Below are 14,043 nucleotides of genomic sequence, written 5' to 3'. Positions count from 1 at the left end.
CCGGCGGCGGCGAGGGCGACGGAGAGGGCGTGGACGTGGCGGCCGAGTCCGCCGACGAGCACCGGGGGGTACTCCCAGGACAGCATCAGGATGCGGCTCCTGCGCCCGGCCCCGCCCGGTTCGGCAGGCTGCTGCGGAACCTGGTGACGGGAGGTCGGGTGGGGCCGGCAGGCCTGTTCGAGGGCGTGTGCGAGGTGCTCGCCGACCCGCAAGGTCGTCACATCAAACTCCGTCCGTGCACGGGAGATATGCCCCGGCGACGATGCCGACGGGCAGGAGGTAGAGCGGGGAGAGTGGCGCGAGGGCCGATGGTGGGGAACGCGTACGCGCCCCCGCGACACAGCAAAGGGCATCCGGGGCGATACCGCATCCTGAGGGGGGCGAAGGTGACGGAGGACACTCCGAGTCCCCTCCAACACCATCAGGGCGTGTTTCGGTAGTCGGCCGATCGGGTGGATTGGCGGGAAGCGTGGCAGGGCAATAGCGGCGTGCGCCCCGCCGGCTGAGGCGGGACGCTTCGAGACGTGCCTGAAGGAGCAACATGCTGGTCTGGCCGGGCGAGCGCTACCCGCTGGGAGCGACCTACGACGGGATGGGCACCAACTTCGCGATCTTCTCGGAGGTGGCCGAGTCGGTCGAGCTGTGTCTGTTCGACGAGTGGGACACCGGGGCGGAGCGGCGGGTCACCCTCCGCGAGGTCGACGCCCACGTCTGGCACGCGTACATCCCCGGGATCGAGCCGGGGCAGCGGTACGGGTACCGGGTGCACGGACGGTACGACCCGGCCGCCGGGGTCCGGTGCAATCCGAACAAGCTGCTGCTCGACCCGTACGCCAAGGCGGTCGACGGCGAGGTCACCTGGGACCCGGCGGTCTACGACTACGAGCTGGGTGACCCGGACACCATGTCCACCACCGACTCCGCGCCGTACGTGCCGAAGTCGGTGGTGGTGAACCCGTACTTCGACTGGGGCAACGACAGGTCCCCCCGGATCCCGTACCACCGCTCGGTGATCTACGAGGCCCACGTCAAGGGGCTGACCATGCGCCACCCGGACGTCCCGGAGGAGCTGCGCGGCACCTACGCCGGCCTCGCCACCCCCGCAATGATCGAGTACTTCCACAAGATGGGCATCACCGCCGTCGAGCTGATGCCGGTGCACGAGTTCGTGCACGACCACCGCCTCGACGACCTGGGGCTGCGCAACTACTGGGGTTACAACACCATCGGCTTCTTCGCCCCGCACCACGGCTACTCGGCGATGGGTCGCCTGGGGCAGCAGGTGCAGGAGTTCCGGGGGATGGTCAAGGCCCTGCACGCCGCAGGCATCGAGGTGATCCTCGACGTGGTCTACAACCACACCGCCGAGGGCAACCACCTGGGTCCGACGCTGAGCTTCAAGGGCATCGACACCGCCAGCTACTACCGGCTCTCGGAGGAGGACCGGCGGTACTTCGTCGACTACACCGGGACCGGCAACAGCCTCAACGTCCGCAGCCCGCACTCCCTCCAGCTGATCATGGACTCCCTGCGGTACTGGGTCACCGAGATGCACGTCGACGGCTTCCGGTTCGACCTGGCCGCCACCCTGGCCCGGGAGTTCTACGAGGTCGACCGCCTCTCCACCTTCTTCGAGGTGGTCCAGCAGGACCCGGTGGTGAGCCGGGTCAAGCTGATCGCCGAGCCGTGGGACGTCGGCCCCGGCGGATACCAGGTCGGCAACTTCCCGCCGGTGTGGACCGAGTGGAACGGCAAGTACCGCGACACGGTCCGCGACTTCTGGCGCGGCGAACCGGGGACCCTGCCCGAGTTCGCCTCCCGGATCTCCGGCTCGGCCGACCTGTACCAGGACGACGGGCGCAAGCCCTTCCACAGCATCAACTTCGTCACCTGCCACGACGGGTTCACCCTCAACGACCTGGTGTCGTACAACGACAAGCACAACGAGGCCAACGGGGAGGACAACCGGGACGGGGAGAGCCACAACCGGTCCTGGAACTGCGGGGTGGAGGGGCCGACCGACGACCCCGGGGTGCTCGCCCTGCGGGCCCGCCAGCGACGCAACTTCCTGGCCACCCTGATCCTCTCGCAGGGCGTGCCGATGATCGGACACGGCGACGAACTGGGCCGTACCCAGCACGGCAACAACAACGCCTACTGCCAGGACAGCGAGCTGGCCTGGGTGGACTGGGACGGCGTCGACGTCGACCTGCTGGCCTTCGTCCAGCGGCTCACCGCCTTCCGGGCCGCCCACCCGGTGTTCCGTCGGCGGCGGTTCTTCAGCGGCCAGACCGTCAACCCCCGGGGCGCCGGGGAACCCCTGCCCGACCTGGCCTGGTACACCCCCGACGGCCGGGAGATGACAGGGGAGGACTGGGGCAACGACTTCGGCCGCTCGGTGATGCTGTTCGTCAACGGCGACGGCATCCCCGAGCGCGGCCAGTACGGCCAGCGCCACACCGACACCTCGGTGATCCTCTGCTTCAACGCCCACGACGCCCCGCTGGACTTCACCCTCCCCGGGGCGGAGTTCGGCCAGCGGTGGGAACCGGTCATCGACACCGCCGACCCGGATCCGGAGAAGACGACGGCGATCGAGGCGGGCGGTGTCCTCACCGTGGCGGACCGCTGCCTGGTGGTCCTGGAGAGGACGGCCCGGTGAGCGTCGCCGACCGGCCGAGGGTCGGCACCACCTACCGGGTGCAGATCCGTCCCGACTTCGACCTGGACGCCACCGCCGACCTCGTCGACTACCTCGCCGACCTGGGCGTCACCCACCTCTACAGCGCACCACTGCTGACCGCCACCCCCGGATCCGAGCACGGCTACGACGTGGTCGACCACCGCAGCGTCGACTCGCGACTGGGCGGCGAGCCCGCCCGACTGCGGTTGGTCCGGGCGTTGCGGGCCGCCGGGCTGGGACTGGTGGTGGACATCGTGCCCAACCACGTGGGGGTCGCCCGACCGGCAGCCAACAGGCAGTGGTGGGACGTGCTGCGCCGGGGCCGCGACTCGGCGTACGCCGGATGGTTCGACATCGACTGGGAGCGGGGCGGGGGACGGCTGCGCCTGCCGGTCCTCGCCGACGCCCCGGACGCCCTCGACGACCTCACCGTCGTCGACGGCGAGCTGCGCTACCACGAGCACCGGTTCCCGATCGCCGACGGCACCGGGGCGGGCACCCCCCGCCAGGTGCACGACAGGCAACACTACGAACTGATCTCCTGGCGGCGCGGGGACGCCGAGGTGACCCACAGGCGGTTCTTCGCCGTCACGGACCTGGCCGGTCTGCGGGTCGAGGACCCTGCCGTCTTCGACGCCACCCACGCCGAGGTGCTGCGCTGGGTGGCCGCCGGTGAGGTCGACGGGATCCGGGTCGACCACCCCGACGGGCTGCGCGACCCGGCCGGCTACCTGGCCCGGCTGCGGGCCGCCGCGCCGGACGCCTGGCTCGTGGTGGAGAAGATCCTCGAGTACGGCGAGGAGCTGCCGGACTGGCCGGTCGACGGCACCACCGGGTACGACGCCCTCCCCGAGGTCTGCGGCATCTTCGTCGACACCGGCGCGGAGGGGCACTTCACCGCCCTGGACGCCCGACTCTCCGGTGAGCACACGTCCTGGCAGAGCCTCACCCACCGGACCAAGTGGGAGGCGGCCACCCGGCTGCTCGCCGCCGAGCTGACCCGCCTCGCCGCCCTGGTGCCGGAGGTGGACACCGAGTCGGTCCGGGCCGCCCTGGCGGAGCTGGCCGCCTGTTTCCCGGTCTACCGGGGCTACCCGCCCGAGGGTGCCCGGCACCTGGCCTCGGCCCGGTCCGAGGCCGGACGCCGCCGCCCCGAGCTGGCAGGGGCGTTGGACGCGGTCACCCGCCGACTCCGGGACCCCGACGACGAGCTGGCGCTGCGCTTCCCCCAGCTCACCGGGGCGGTGATGGCCAAGGGCGTCGAGGACACCGCCTACTACCGGTGGAGCCGGTTCGTCGCGCTCAACGAGGTGGGCGGCAGCCCTGCCCACTTCGGGACGACACCGGCACACTTCCACCGGTTCGCCGCCGCCCGGCAGGCCCGGTGGCCGACAGCGATGACCACCCTGTCCACCCACGACACCAAACGCGGTGAGGACGTCCGGGCCCGACTGGCGGTCCTCGCCGAGCTGCCCGGACGCTGGGCCGAGCAGGTGGGGGCCTGGACGGATCGGGCGCCGCTGCCCGACCCGGCCTTCGCCCACCTGCTCTGGCAGACCGCAGTCGGTGCCTGGCCGATCGAACGGGACCGGCTGCACGCCTACGCGGAGAAGGCCGCCCGGGAGGCGTCGGTGGCGACGAGCTGGGCCGAACCCGACACCGGTTTCGAAGCGGCGATGCACGCCCTCGTCGACCTGATGTACGACGATCCGGCGCTGCACGCCGAGGTGACGGCGTTCGCCGCCGAGATCACCCCGGCCGGTTGGTCCAACGCGTTGGGGCAGAAGCTTGTGCAGTTGGCGATGCCCGGTGTGCCGGACACCTACCAGGGCACCGAGCTGTGGGAGAACTCCCTCGTCGACCCGGACAACCGTCGGCCCGTCGACTTCGCCGTACGCCGGGAACTGCTGGCCCGACTGGACGCGGGCTGGGTGCCGCCGGTCGACGCCGACGGTGCGGCCAAGCTGCTGGTGGTCTCCCGGACGTTGCGGCTGCGCCGGGACCACCCGGAGCTGTTCACCGACCACCGGCCGGTGCCGGTCCGGGGGTCGGCCGCCGCCCACGCGGTGGCCTTCGACACCGGGGGTGCTGTCGCGGTGGCCACCCGGCTGCCGCTGGGCCTGGCCCGCGCCGGCGGGTGGGGCGACACGTTCCTGACATGTCCCGTTCACGAGATGACGGACCTGTTCACCGGACGGGTCTACAGTGGCCCGCAGGTACGGCTGACCGACCTTCTCGCCACCTTTCCCGTCGCACTGCTGGTTCCCGGCAGGTCCGAGGAGGCCACGGCATGACCGAGTTCAACGTCTGGGCACCGCAGACCGACAGGGTCCGACTCCGGCTGCCCGACACCGGTGACCGGGAGATGACCCGGTCACCGGACGGCTGGTGGCGTGCGGAGGTCCCGGAGGCCGGTCCGGGCACGGACTACGCCTTCCTCCTCGGCGACTCCGACCGGGCCCTGCCCGACCCCCGGTCCCGGTGGCAGCCGACCGGGGTGCACGGGCCCAGCCGGGTCTACGACCACACCGCCTACCAGTGGTCCGACCAGGACTGGACCGGTCGCCAGCTGCCCGGCAGCATCCTCTACGAGCTGCACGTGGGGACCTTCACCCCGGAGGGGACCTTCGACGCGGCGGTCACCCGCCTCGACCACCTCGTCGACCTGGGGGTCGACCTGATCGAACTGCTGCCCGTCAACGCCTTCAACGGCGAGTACAACTGGGGGTACGACGGCGTCTGCTGGTACGCCCCGCACGAGGCGTACGGCGGCCCGGACGGGTTGAAGCGGCTGGTGGACGCCGCCCACGCCCGGGGGATCGGGGTGATCCTCGACGTCGTCTACAACCACTTCGGGCCCTCCGGGGCGTACGCGCCGATGTTCGGGCCGTACCTCACCGAGCAGAGCAACACCTGGGGCCGGACCGTCAACCTCGACGGCCCGCACTCCGACGAGGTCCGCCGCTACATCGTCGACTCGGTCCTGACCTGGCTGCGCGACTACCACGTCGACGGGCTGCGGCTGGACGCCGTGCACGCCATGCCGGACACCCGGGCGGTGCCCCTGATGGAGGAGCTGGCCGTCGAGGTGGAGTCCCTCGCCACCCACCTGGGTCGCCCCCTGTCGCTGATCGCCGAGTCCGACCTCAACGACCCCCGGCTGATCACGCCCCGGGAGGCCGGGGGGTTCGGGCTGCACGCCCAGTGGAACGACGACGCCCACCACGCCCTGCACACCCTGCTCACCGGGGAGCGGCAGGGCTACTACGCCGACTTCGGTTCCCTGGACACCCTCGCCGACGTGCTCACCGCCGGGTTCCACCACGCCGGGGGCCGGTCCGGTTTCCGTCACCGCAACCACGGCCGCCCGGTCGACAGGCATCGGACGCCGGGGCACCGGCTGGTGGCGTACCTGCAGAACCACGACCAGATCGGCAACCGGGCCACCGGCGACCGGATCTCGGCGACCCTCAGCCCGGCGATGCTGAGGGTGGGCGCCACCCTGCTGTTCACCGCGCCGTTCACCCCGATGCTGTTCATGGGGGAGGAGTGGGCGGCGACCACCCCGTGGCAGTTCTTCACCAGCCACCCGGAGCCGGAGCTGGCCACCGCCGTGGCCACCGGGCGACGCCGGGAGTTCGCCGAGCACGGCTGGCCGGAGGGGGACGTGCCGGACCCGCAGGACCGGCAGACCTTCCTGCGGTCCCGGCTCGACTGGGCGGAGCTGGACAAGCCCGAACACCGGGAGATGTACGACTTCCACCGGCGGCTGATCGCGTTGCGCAAGTCCCGGTCCGACCTGTCGGACCCGTGGCTGCACGCTGTCGACGTCCAGCAGGGTGACAGGTTCCTGCTGGTACGGCGGGGCCGGTGCTGGGTGGTGGCGAACCTCGCCGACGAGCCGCAGCGGGTCAACGTGCCCGACGTCGTACGCCGGGTCCTGCTCGCCACCGGTCCCGGGGTGACAGTGATGCGTGACGGCCTGCAACTGCCCGCCGAGACGGCAGCAGTCGTCGCGGTCTGACCCGTCGACGCACCGCCCGCGACGACGGCGGGTGGACGCGTCGGCGCGGGGGCCGGTATCCGAGATGAATCCGTTCGACCCGAGGAGCCCGATGCACGACGTTCGTGACATGAGGCAGGACGAGATCTGGAACGCCGACACCGCCCGCGACTACGACACCCCCGGAACGGGCATGTTCGCCCCCGAGGTCCTCGGTCCGACCGTCGACCGCCTCGCCGCGCTCGCCGACGGCGGGGCGGCGTTGGAGTTCGCGGTCGGGACCGGTCGGGTGGCGCTGCCACTGGCCGAGGCCGGGGTGCCGGTGACCGGGATCGAACTCTCCGAGCCGATGATCGCGCAGCTGCGCGAGAAGGCCGACGAGTCGAGGATCCCGGTGGTGGTCGGGGACATGGCCACCGCCACCGCGCCGGGCGAGTTCTCCCTGGTCTACCTGGTCTACAACACCATCTCCAACCTGTTGACCCAGGCCGAGCAGGTGGCCTGCTTCCGCAACGCGGCCCGGCACCTCGCCCCCGGCGGCCGGTTCGTGATCGAGCTGTGGGTGCCCGAGCTGCGGAAACTCCCACCGGGTCAGCAGGCGACGGTCTGGTCGAGCGAGCCCGGCTACATCGGACTGGACACCTACGACCCGCTACGGCAGATCGTCGTGTCGCACCACTTCCGGTTCGACGACAGTCGACAGGCGTCGCTGTTCCGCAGCCCCCACCGCTACATCTGGCCGACGGAGCTGGACCTGATGGGACAGCTGGCCGGATTCGAGCTGGAGAGCCGGCACGCCGACTGGACCGGCGGCGAGTTCACCGCCGAATGCCGCAGCCACGTCTCGGTCTACCGCCTCGCACCCACGGAGTAGACCCGACGCCTGTGACGAGTCCTGTTCCGACCGACACACGGAGAAGCGCCCCCGGCCGCGAGACCGGGGGCGCTCTCGTCAGTCAGCGACGTGCCGCCGCCATGCCGACGAACGCCCGCCAGGCGGCCGGGTCGAAGGTCAGGGTTGCACCGGCGCGGTCCTTGGTGTCGCGGACGAGCACGACGCCCGCGAGGTTGTCGGCGACCTCGATGCAATCGCCGCCGTTGTTGCCGCTCTTGCTGCTCTTACGCCACTGCGCGCCGGTCATGTCCATGAGTCTGCCGCTTCCGTGATCAGGGCCAGGGACTGCGCTCGGGTCAGCGCCTCTCCGCTTATCCGCGCCCACCTGCGATCGAGGGTAGCAACTTCCGTCGGCTGGTCGATGATGGTCGCCTGCGACTGCCCATCGACGTGGGCGAGTCGCCCGCCGTCCGGCATGTCGGCGAGGATGAACGGCCCGCCCAGTCCGGGGTAGATCCCCGTCCCCACCGGCACCACGTGGACCTGCACCGACGGCATCTCGGCGCACCGTGCGAGGTGCGCGCACTGCTCACGCATCATCGCCCGGTCGTTGCCGAGCGTCCGGCGGACCACCATCTCGTCGATGACCGCGACCACCAGCGGCGGCCGGTCCCGACGCAGGAGCGCCTGCCTGTCGATCCGCGCGGTGACCAGGTCGTCGACCTCGGCAGCGCTCAGTCCCTCGCCCGCGAGGGTGGCTCGCGCGTACGCCTCGGTCTGCAACAGACCCGGAATCCATGCGAGTTGGAACGACCGTAGGGACAGCGCCTCGCGTTCGACGTCCGCCCACCGCCGGAACCACGCCGGTTCGCGACGGCGCACCGTGCTCGGCCACAGTTCGCCGACGTCCCGACCGAGCACCCGCGCGGCCGTCGACCGGTGTCGGGGGTGCGGGACGACACCCGGGTTGACCCACCGCTGGACGGACTTGGGGTCGACCCCGACCTGTGACGCGAGGCTTTCGGATGTCTCCCCGCCCTGTGTCATGGCCTCGATCAGCGCATGGTTCATAGATGACCTCCCGCGACGTTGACGACGTGCATCAATCTTACCTAACGCGGTGTGACTGTCTGCTCACGGGGCTGCACAGTGGTTCCAGGGCAGCACGGCTCCCGATCGACCACCACGGACACGAGAGGAACCCACCATGCGCTTCGGTCGCCGAGGCAGACGCCGACAGTCCGACCAGCAACGGCATCCCGTCCGCCCGCGTACGCCGGTCGTCACGGACTGGGCGAACGAGCGTACGGCCGTCTTCCCGGTCGTCCGCCCCGGAACCGCCGGGAACCTCACCCCCGCACAGGCGTGGCGCGCAAACCGGGGGCGATCGCGGTGACGACCCCGGCACCGCTCGACGGCGCGGTACTGCACATCGGGTACGGGCCACTCTGGGACTGCGAGTACTGCGCCCTACCGTGGCCGTGCCCGACGTACCGCGAGGCCGGGACGACGGCGCAGCGGCTCGGCGCGCTGATCTACATGGCGCACCGCGCGCTGCGGGACCTGCGCCACCTCCCGCCGTTCGAGGTGGTCCGCCGGTTCCTGTTCCCCGTGGCCCTCTCCGACACCGAACTCCGCAGGATCACACTCGACCTGCTCCGGTCGCGGACACCGGTCCCGGACCCACCCCGCACGGCACACGTCCCGATGCGACCGCTCTGGCAGTGCGCTGCCTGCCGCGAGCCGTGGCCCTGTGAACCCGCTCGGCGCTCACTCGTGCACGAGTTCGCCGACGCCCGGCCGGCGCTGCTGGTCCACCTCGGCGCGATGCTCGCCCACGCCGGGGACCAGATGTACCAGATAGGACAGCGTCCCAGCTCGGACGAGCTCGACCGCCGGTTCCTGGCCTGGGCGCGAACGAGACCCGAATCCGCCGAGACCTGACCCGCGCATCTCCGTGACCGCCCGTCCCCGGTGCGGCGTCGTTCGGTCCCCCGCCGTCGCGACGCCCGGGGGCGGGCCACGGTACGGGTCAGACCATCCCGTAGCCGAGCTCCTCGGCGGCGATCGCCCAGAGGGTGTTCTCGTCCGCCACCGCCGGTGGGTCGATCTCCCGGAACCTGTCGGTGAGCTGCTCGCCGAGCGCCTCCAACTCCTCGTCGGCCTCCTCGTCGACCGCCCCGGCGGTCACCTGAGCGGCGCGGTACGCCTCGGCGCAGGCGACGAACGCGGCCAGGCTGGAGTTGACCAGCTCGGCCCCCTCGTCGTCGACCAGGTGCACGGACCCGGTCTCGGCGTCGACGACCAGCCGGGACAGCCCCTCGTCGACGGCCAGGACGGTGCCGGTCGCCTCGACCCGGGGTGCGGACAACCAGGTGCCCGGGTAGGGGAGGGTGTCACCGGTCTCGCGGAGCAGGGTCAGCGCGGAGTCGATCGCTGCGGTGTCGGTCGCCACGCGAGGCACTCTAGTCGTGTGTCCACACCGGTCCGTCACCCGGGAGGCGGCCGGTCCGAGGGGGGCTCAGGGGATCGGCCACTCGTGCACCGGTCGGTTGGTGTGCATCAGGTCGACGTAGTGGCGGACCACCTCGCGTAGGGCCGCCGGGCGGTCCAGGTGGTCGGCGGACTCCAACCGGTGCAGGGTCTCCACCTGCCAGGTGGCTCCGTTGCGGCCGGTCAGGCAGCGCTGCTCGACGACGCCGAGCAACCTGTCGCGTTCGGCCGGGTCGAGGCCCCACCGGTCCAGGCCGTGGTGGGCCATCGGCAGCAGGCGGCGCAGCGTCAGCTCGGTCACCGGAAGGTAGCCCAGCCCGGGCCAGAAGACCGGGGCGTCGATGCCGTACCGGGCGCAGGACAGGAAGTTCTCCTCGGCGGCGCTGAACGACATCTGCGACCACAGCGGACGGTCCGACTCGGCCAGGGCGCGGACCAGCCCGAAGTAGAACGCGCCGTTGGCGACGGTGTCCAGGACCGTGGGACCGGCGGGCAGGACCCGGTTCTCCACCCGCAGGTGCGGGCGGCCGTGCCACACGTCGTACACCGGGCGGTTCCACCGGTAGACGGTCCCGTTGTGCAGCCGCAGCTCGGCCAGGTTCGGCACGTCCCCACCGGCCAGGGTCGCCACCGGGTCCTGCGGGTCGCAGACCGGCAGGAGGGCAGGGAAGTAGCGGACGTTCTCCTCGAACAGGTCGAAGACGCTGGCGATCCACCGTTCCCCGAACCACACCCGGGGGCGTACCCCCTGGGCTTTGATCTCCTCGGCCCGGGTGTCGGTGGCCTGCTGGAACAGGGGGATACGGGTCTCCCGCCACAGCTCCCGGCCGAACAGCAGCGGGGAGTTCGCCCCGAGCGCCACCTGGAATCCGGCGACGACCTGCGCGGCGTTCCAGTAGTCGGCGAACTGGGCGGGGCTGACCTGGAGGTGGAACTGGGTGCTGGTGCAGGCGGCCTCGGGGGTGATGGTGTCGGCGGTGACCGCCAGGCGCTCGACCCCGGCGATCGAGATGGGCAGGTCCTCGCCCCGCGCGGCGAAGATCTGTTCGTTGAGCTGCCGGTAGCGGGGGTTGGCCGACAGGGTCCCGGCGGTGAGGTGCTCCGGGCGGAGGGTGGGCAGGATCCCGATCATCACCAGGTGGGTGTCGAGGTCCCGGGCCTTCACGTCGGCGGCGTTGAGGCTGGCCCGGACGTCGGCCTCCACGTCGGCGGTGGCGGTCCCGACGAGCCGCCGGGGCGGGACGTTGATCTCCACGTTGAACTGGCCCAGTTCGGTCTGGAAGCTCGGGTCGGCGATAGCGGCGAGCACCTCGGCGTTGCGCATCGCCGGCAGGGACCCGGTGTCGACCAGGTTCAGCTCGATCTCCAGCCCGGTCATCGGACGGTCGGTGTCGAACCGGGACTCCCGGAGCATCTCGCCGAGGACGTCGAGACACCGCCGGACCTTGTCCCGGTAGCGGGCCCGGTCCGCGCGACCGAACGTCTGGACCCCGACATCCTCGCCCATCGTCACCACCCTGTCGCCGATGGTTCACCCGTGTCGCCGGGTCGGCGGTCGGGGTGGACCGAACGTCTGCTCTCCCTTACCCACGGTGCGGTGATTCTGCTCCTCTTACGGCGGGCCGGTGCGCCGGTCGCCCCGTCGACCTGTCTAGCATTGCCCCCGCAGGAGGTGGGCGTGTGACGAAGCGCGAGATGGTGACCCGGTTGTTCGTGGTGGCGGCGATCGCCGAGGCGGGTTCCTGGCTGGGGCTGCTGATCGGGATGGCTGTCAAGTACGGCCCGCCCGGCAACGAACTCGGGGTGCAGATCTTCGGACCGATCCACGGGGCGCTCTTCGTGGCGTACGGGATCATGGTCCTGGCGGTGGCGCGGCTGCACCGGTGGAGCCTGGTGGCCACCGGGGTCGCCCTGGTCTGTGCGGTTCCACCGTTCGCCACCATCGTCTTCGAGCGGTGGGCTGCCCGTCGCGGCATGCTCGACGCCTCCGCAGCCGACGCCCGGGACCGGGCGCCCGCCCCGGTCGGCTGAGCACGGGTCACCCCTGTCGCCGGCCTCAGAAGAGCACGATCAGGGCGGCGATCGCCAGGATCAGCAGGAGGCCCAGGATCGCCTGGAGCACCAGGGGCGGACCGAGGTGGGACCAGAGGGTGGCGTGCCGTGGCCGCAGCAGCTGCCCGGTGGTCAGGTTGACGATCTGCTCGACCCGGGGCGGCAGGTCCGGATCCTGCGGTCGGAGGGTGATCTGCACCCAGTCCGCCGGATGCAGGGCGCTCTGGGCCAGGTGTCCGTGCAGCTCCACCTCGAAGAGGCGGTCGTCCCGGTCGCGTAGGCGTAGCGGTGTGACCAGGTATTCCGGGCCCTTGCGCAGCTCCTTCCAGCTGCGCCGGCTGCCCCCTCCGGCGGCGTTGGAGAGCATCGACCGGATGGCCAGGACCAGCAGACCCATCACGCCGGCGGCGGTCACCACGGCGACCAGGACCGGCTGCCCGATCTTCAGTTCCCGGGTGTAACCGTCCATCAGGCGGACCACCCGACCGGTGAAGATCCGCCCCGTTGGGCGGGGAACCCGCCGGTAGCCGAGGTCGCTGTCCATGTGCACCACCGAGAGTCGTTCGCCACCCAGAGTCCGGTTCCCGGTACCGATCGTATCGGTGTTCGTGCGTGAACGACAGGACCGAACGCGAGTCATCTTCGCGGCGGCGAGGGTGACATCCCCATCGGTACGGGTAAGCGCAGGGCCCGAGCTGGAAAGGGGTCGAGCATGGAGCTGTCCTTCCTGCGCCCGCTGTACGACCGTCCCGGACCGTGGTGCTCGGTCTACCTGGACGCCTCCCGGGACACCGAGGATTCCCGCCCCGCGCTGGACCTGCGCTGGCGGGCCCTGCGAGGCGAACTGACCGCCCAGGGGGCGGACGAGGCCACCGTCGACGCCGTCGACCAGGTGGTGCGGGGCCACACCCCGATGGCCGGTGACTACGGCATCGCCGTGTTCGCCACCGGGGGGCGGGTGGTGCTCTCCGAGTACCTCTCCGCGCCGCCGCTGCGCGACATCGCCGCCGTGGCGGACCTCCCGCACACCATGCCCCTGGTCGCCCAACGCGGCGAACAGATCTCCTGGGTGCGGATCCTGGCCGACCGCACCGGTGCCGACGCCGTCGCGGCCGACGCCGGGGAGATGCCGCGTCGCGCCCGGGTCCGGGGCGGCACGACGTACCCGCTGCGGCGGTCCCAGCCGGGCGGCTGGTCCCAGTCGCGGTACCAGCGCGCCGCCGACGAGGCCCGGCACCACAACGCCGGGGACACCGCCGCCGTGGCGGCCGACCTGGCCGAACGGGTCGACGCGGAGGTCCTGGTGCTCGCCGGGGACATCCGGGCCACCGGGGCCATCGCCGCCCAGCTGCCCCGCCGGTGGCAGGACATGGTGGTCCGCACCGACGCCGGATCCCGGGCGGCGGGGGCCGACCCGGCCGCGATGGACGACGTGACGGTGCAGGTCATCGCCGAGGCGGCGCAGGCCCGGGTCGACGCCACCCTGGACCGGTTCGGCACCCAGGAGGACGTCGGAGCGGGATTGGACGCCGTGGTGGCCGCCCTGCAACGCAACCAGGTCGACACGATGGTGATCGTCGACGACCCGTCGGCCACCGGTCGGCTCTGGATCGGCCCGGAGCCCACCGACATCGCCACCGACCCGGCGAGTCTGACCGGCGGCGGCGAGGCGCGCCAGGTCCGTGCCGACGCCGCCCTAGTACGGGCGTTGGCAGGAACCGACGCGACGGTGACCGTCCTCGCCCCGCAGGAGGCACCCGACCTGCCCGACGGCGTCGGCGCGGTGCTGCGCTACGTCGACGAAGGCACGCCGGGTCGTACCGGAGGCTGATCGGGGCCGTCGAGAGGCACCGGGTGGGCGCACCGAAAGGGTGCGCCCACCCGTCGTGTACCGCCGAAATCCGGTCCCTGATCGGCTCGCCGTCCCGATTGCTCCGACCCGTGGCCTATGCCCTGTTTGAACCGCATGCGGGTGGG

At 71.6% G+C, this 14,043-nt stretch carries 13 protein-coding genes; 7 read left to right on the top strand and 6 right to left on the bottom strand.

From position 1 onward, the window contains the following. Positions 1 to 221: glycogen/starch synthase (locus ABT336_RS18955; RefSeq protein ID WP_350897932.1), on the bottom strand; the 221-nt coding region annotated here is incomplete at its 3' end. 320 nt (positions 222 to 541) lie between these two features. On the opposite strand from ABT336_RS18955, the gene glgX reads away from it, so the two are divergent. The 4 genes from glgX (at position 542) to ABT336_RS18935 (ending at position 7,560) form a co-directional block, all read left to right on the top strand. Continuing rightward, positions 542 to 2,662: a glycogen debranching protein GlgX gene (gene glgX, locus ABT336_RS18950; protein ID WP_350897931.1), complete on the top strand. Its 2,121-nt coding sequence runs from the start codon at positions 542 to 544 to the stop codon at positions 2,660 to 2,662. Then, positions 2,659 to 4,977 (top strand): malto-oligosyltrehalose synthase, encoded by a 2,319-nt coding sequence (treY, locus tag ABT336_RS18945; protein ID WP_350897930.1) that lies wholly within the window; start codon positions 2,659 to 2,661, stop codon positions 4,975 to 4,977. Before glgX ends, treY begins: the two co-directional genes overlap by 4 nt. After that, positions 4,974 to 6,707, top strand: a complete 1,734-nt coding sequence (gene treZ, locus ABT336_RS18940; protein WP_350897929.1) for a malto-oligosyltrehalose trehalohydrolase — start codon at positions 4,974 to 4,976, stop codon at positions 6,705 to 6,707. The genes treY and treZ overlap by 4 nt, the downstream gene beginning before the upstream one ends. Positions 6,708 to 6,798: 91 nt before the next feature. After that, the gene (locus ABT336_RS18935; protein ID WP_350897928.1) at positions 6,799 to 7,560 is read left to right on the top strand and encodes a class I SAM-dependent methyltransferase; all 762 of its coding nucleotides are present in this window, start codon (positions 6,799 to 6,801) and stop codon (positions 7,558 to 7,560) included. A gap of 82 nt (positions 7,561 to 7,642) precedes the next feature. Here the strand turns inward: ABT336_RS18935 and ABT336_RS18930 are convergent, their stop codons facing one another. After that, entirely contained in the window at positions 7,643 to 7,834 is a 192-nt protein-coding gene (locus tag ABT336_RS18930; protein WP_350897927.1) for a DUF397 domain-containing protein, read from the bottom strand. Next, positions 7,825 to 8,592, bottom strand: coding sequence for a DUF5753 domain-containing protein (locus ABT336_RS18925; protein WP_350897926.1), 768 nt, complete (start codon positions 8,590 to 8,592; stop codon positions 7,825 to 7,827). The genes ABT336_RS18930 and ABT336_RS18925 overlap by 10 nt, the downstream gene beginning before the upstream one ends. A 294-nt stretch (positions 8,593 to 8,886) precedes the next feature. Between ABT336_RS18925 and ABT336_RS18920 the strand changes: the two genes are divergently transcribed. After that, positions 8,887 to 9,465 carry a hypothetical protein gene (locus ABT336_RS18920; protein ID WP_350897925.1) on the top strand — a complete coding sequence of 193 codons (579 nt, stop codon included), beginning with the start codon at positions 8,887 to 8,889 and terminating at the stop codon, positions 9,463 to 9,465. 88 nt (positions 9,466 to 9,553) lie between these two features. Here ABT336_RS18920 and ABT336_RS18915 read toward each other — a convergent pair whose 3' ends face one another. Together ABT336_RS18915 and ABT336_RS18910 are read right to left on the bottom strand one after the other, a co-directional pair. Then, entirely contained in the window at positions 9,554 to 9,976 is a 423-nt protein-coding gene (locus tag ABT336_RS18915; RefSeq protein ID WP_502891204.1) for an SUKH-4 family immunity protein, read from the bottom strand. Between the two features lie 66 nt (positions 9,977 to 10,042). Beyond that, on the bottom strand, positions 10,043 to 11,521 hold the full coding sequence (locus ABT336_RS18910; protein WP_350897923.1) for a glutamate-cysteine ligase family protein: 1,479 nt from the start codon (positions 11,519 to 11,521) through the stop codon (positions 10,043 to 10,045). Between the two features lie 188 nt (positions 11,522 to 11,709). On the opposite strand from ABT336_RS18910, the gene ABT336_RS18905 reads away from it, so the two are divergent. Next, entirely contained in the window at positions 11,710 to 12,045 is a 336-nt protein-coding gene (locus ABT336_RS18905; protein ID WP_350897934.1) for a DUF3817 domain-containing protein, read from the top strand. A gap of 25 nt (positions 12,046 to 12,070) precedes the next feature. Here ABT336_RS18905 and ABT336_RS18900 read toward each other — a convergent pair whose 3' ends face one another. Continuing rightward, complete coding sequence (locus tag ABT336_RS18900) at positions 12,071 to 12,619, bottom strand: hypothetical protein (RefSeq protein ID WP_350897922.1); 549 nt, start codon at positions 12,617 to 12,619, stop codon at positions 12,071 to 12,073. 159 nt (positions 12,620 to 12,778) lie between these two features. On the opposite strand from ABT336_RS18900, the gene ABT336_RS18895 reads away from it, so the two are divergent. Then, the gene (locus ABT336_RS18895; RefSeq protein ID WP_350897921.1) at positions 12,779 to 13,897 is read left to right on the top strand and encodes a baeRF2 domain-containing protein; all 1,119 of its coding nucleotides are present in this window, start codon (positions 12,779 to 12,781) and stop codon (positions 13,895 to 13,897) included. The last annotated feature ends 146 nt before the right edge of the window (positions 13,898 to 14,043 follow it).

It is taken from the genome of Micromonospora sp. NPDC000207, from assembly GCF_040300925.1.
GTDB lineage: Bacteria > Actinomycetota > Actinomycetes > Mycobacteriales > Micromonosporaceae > Micromonospora.
Note: the sequence above shows the minus strand (reverse complement) of the source record. Positions and strands in the feature narration are given on the sequence as shown.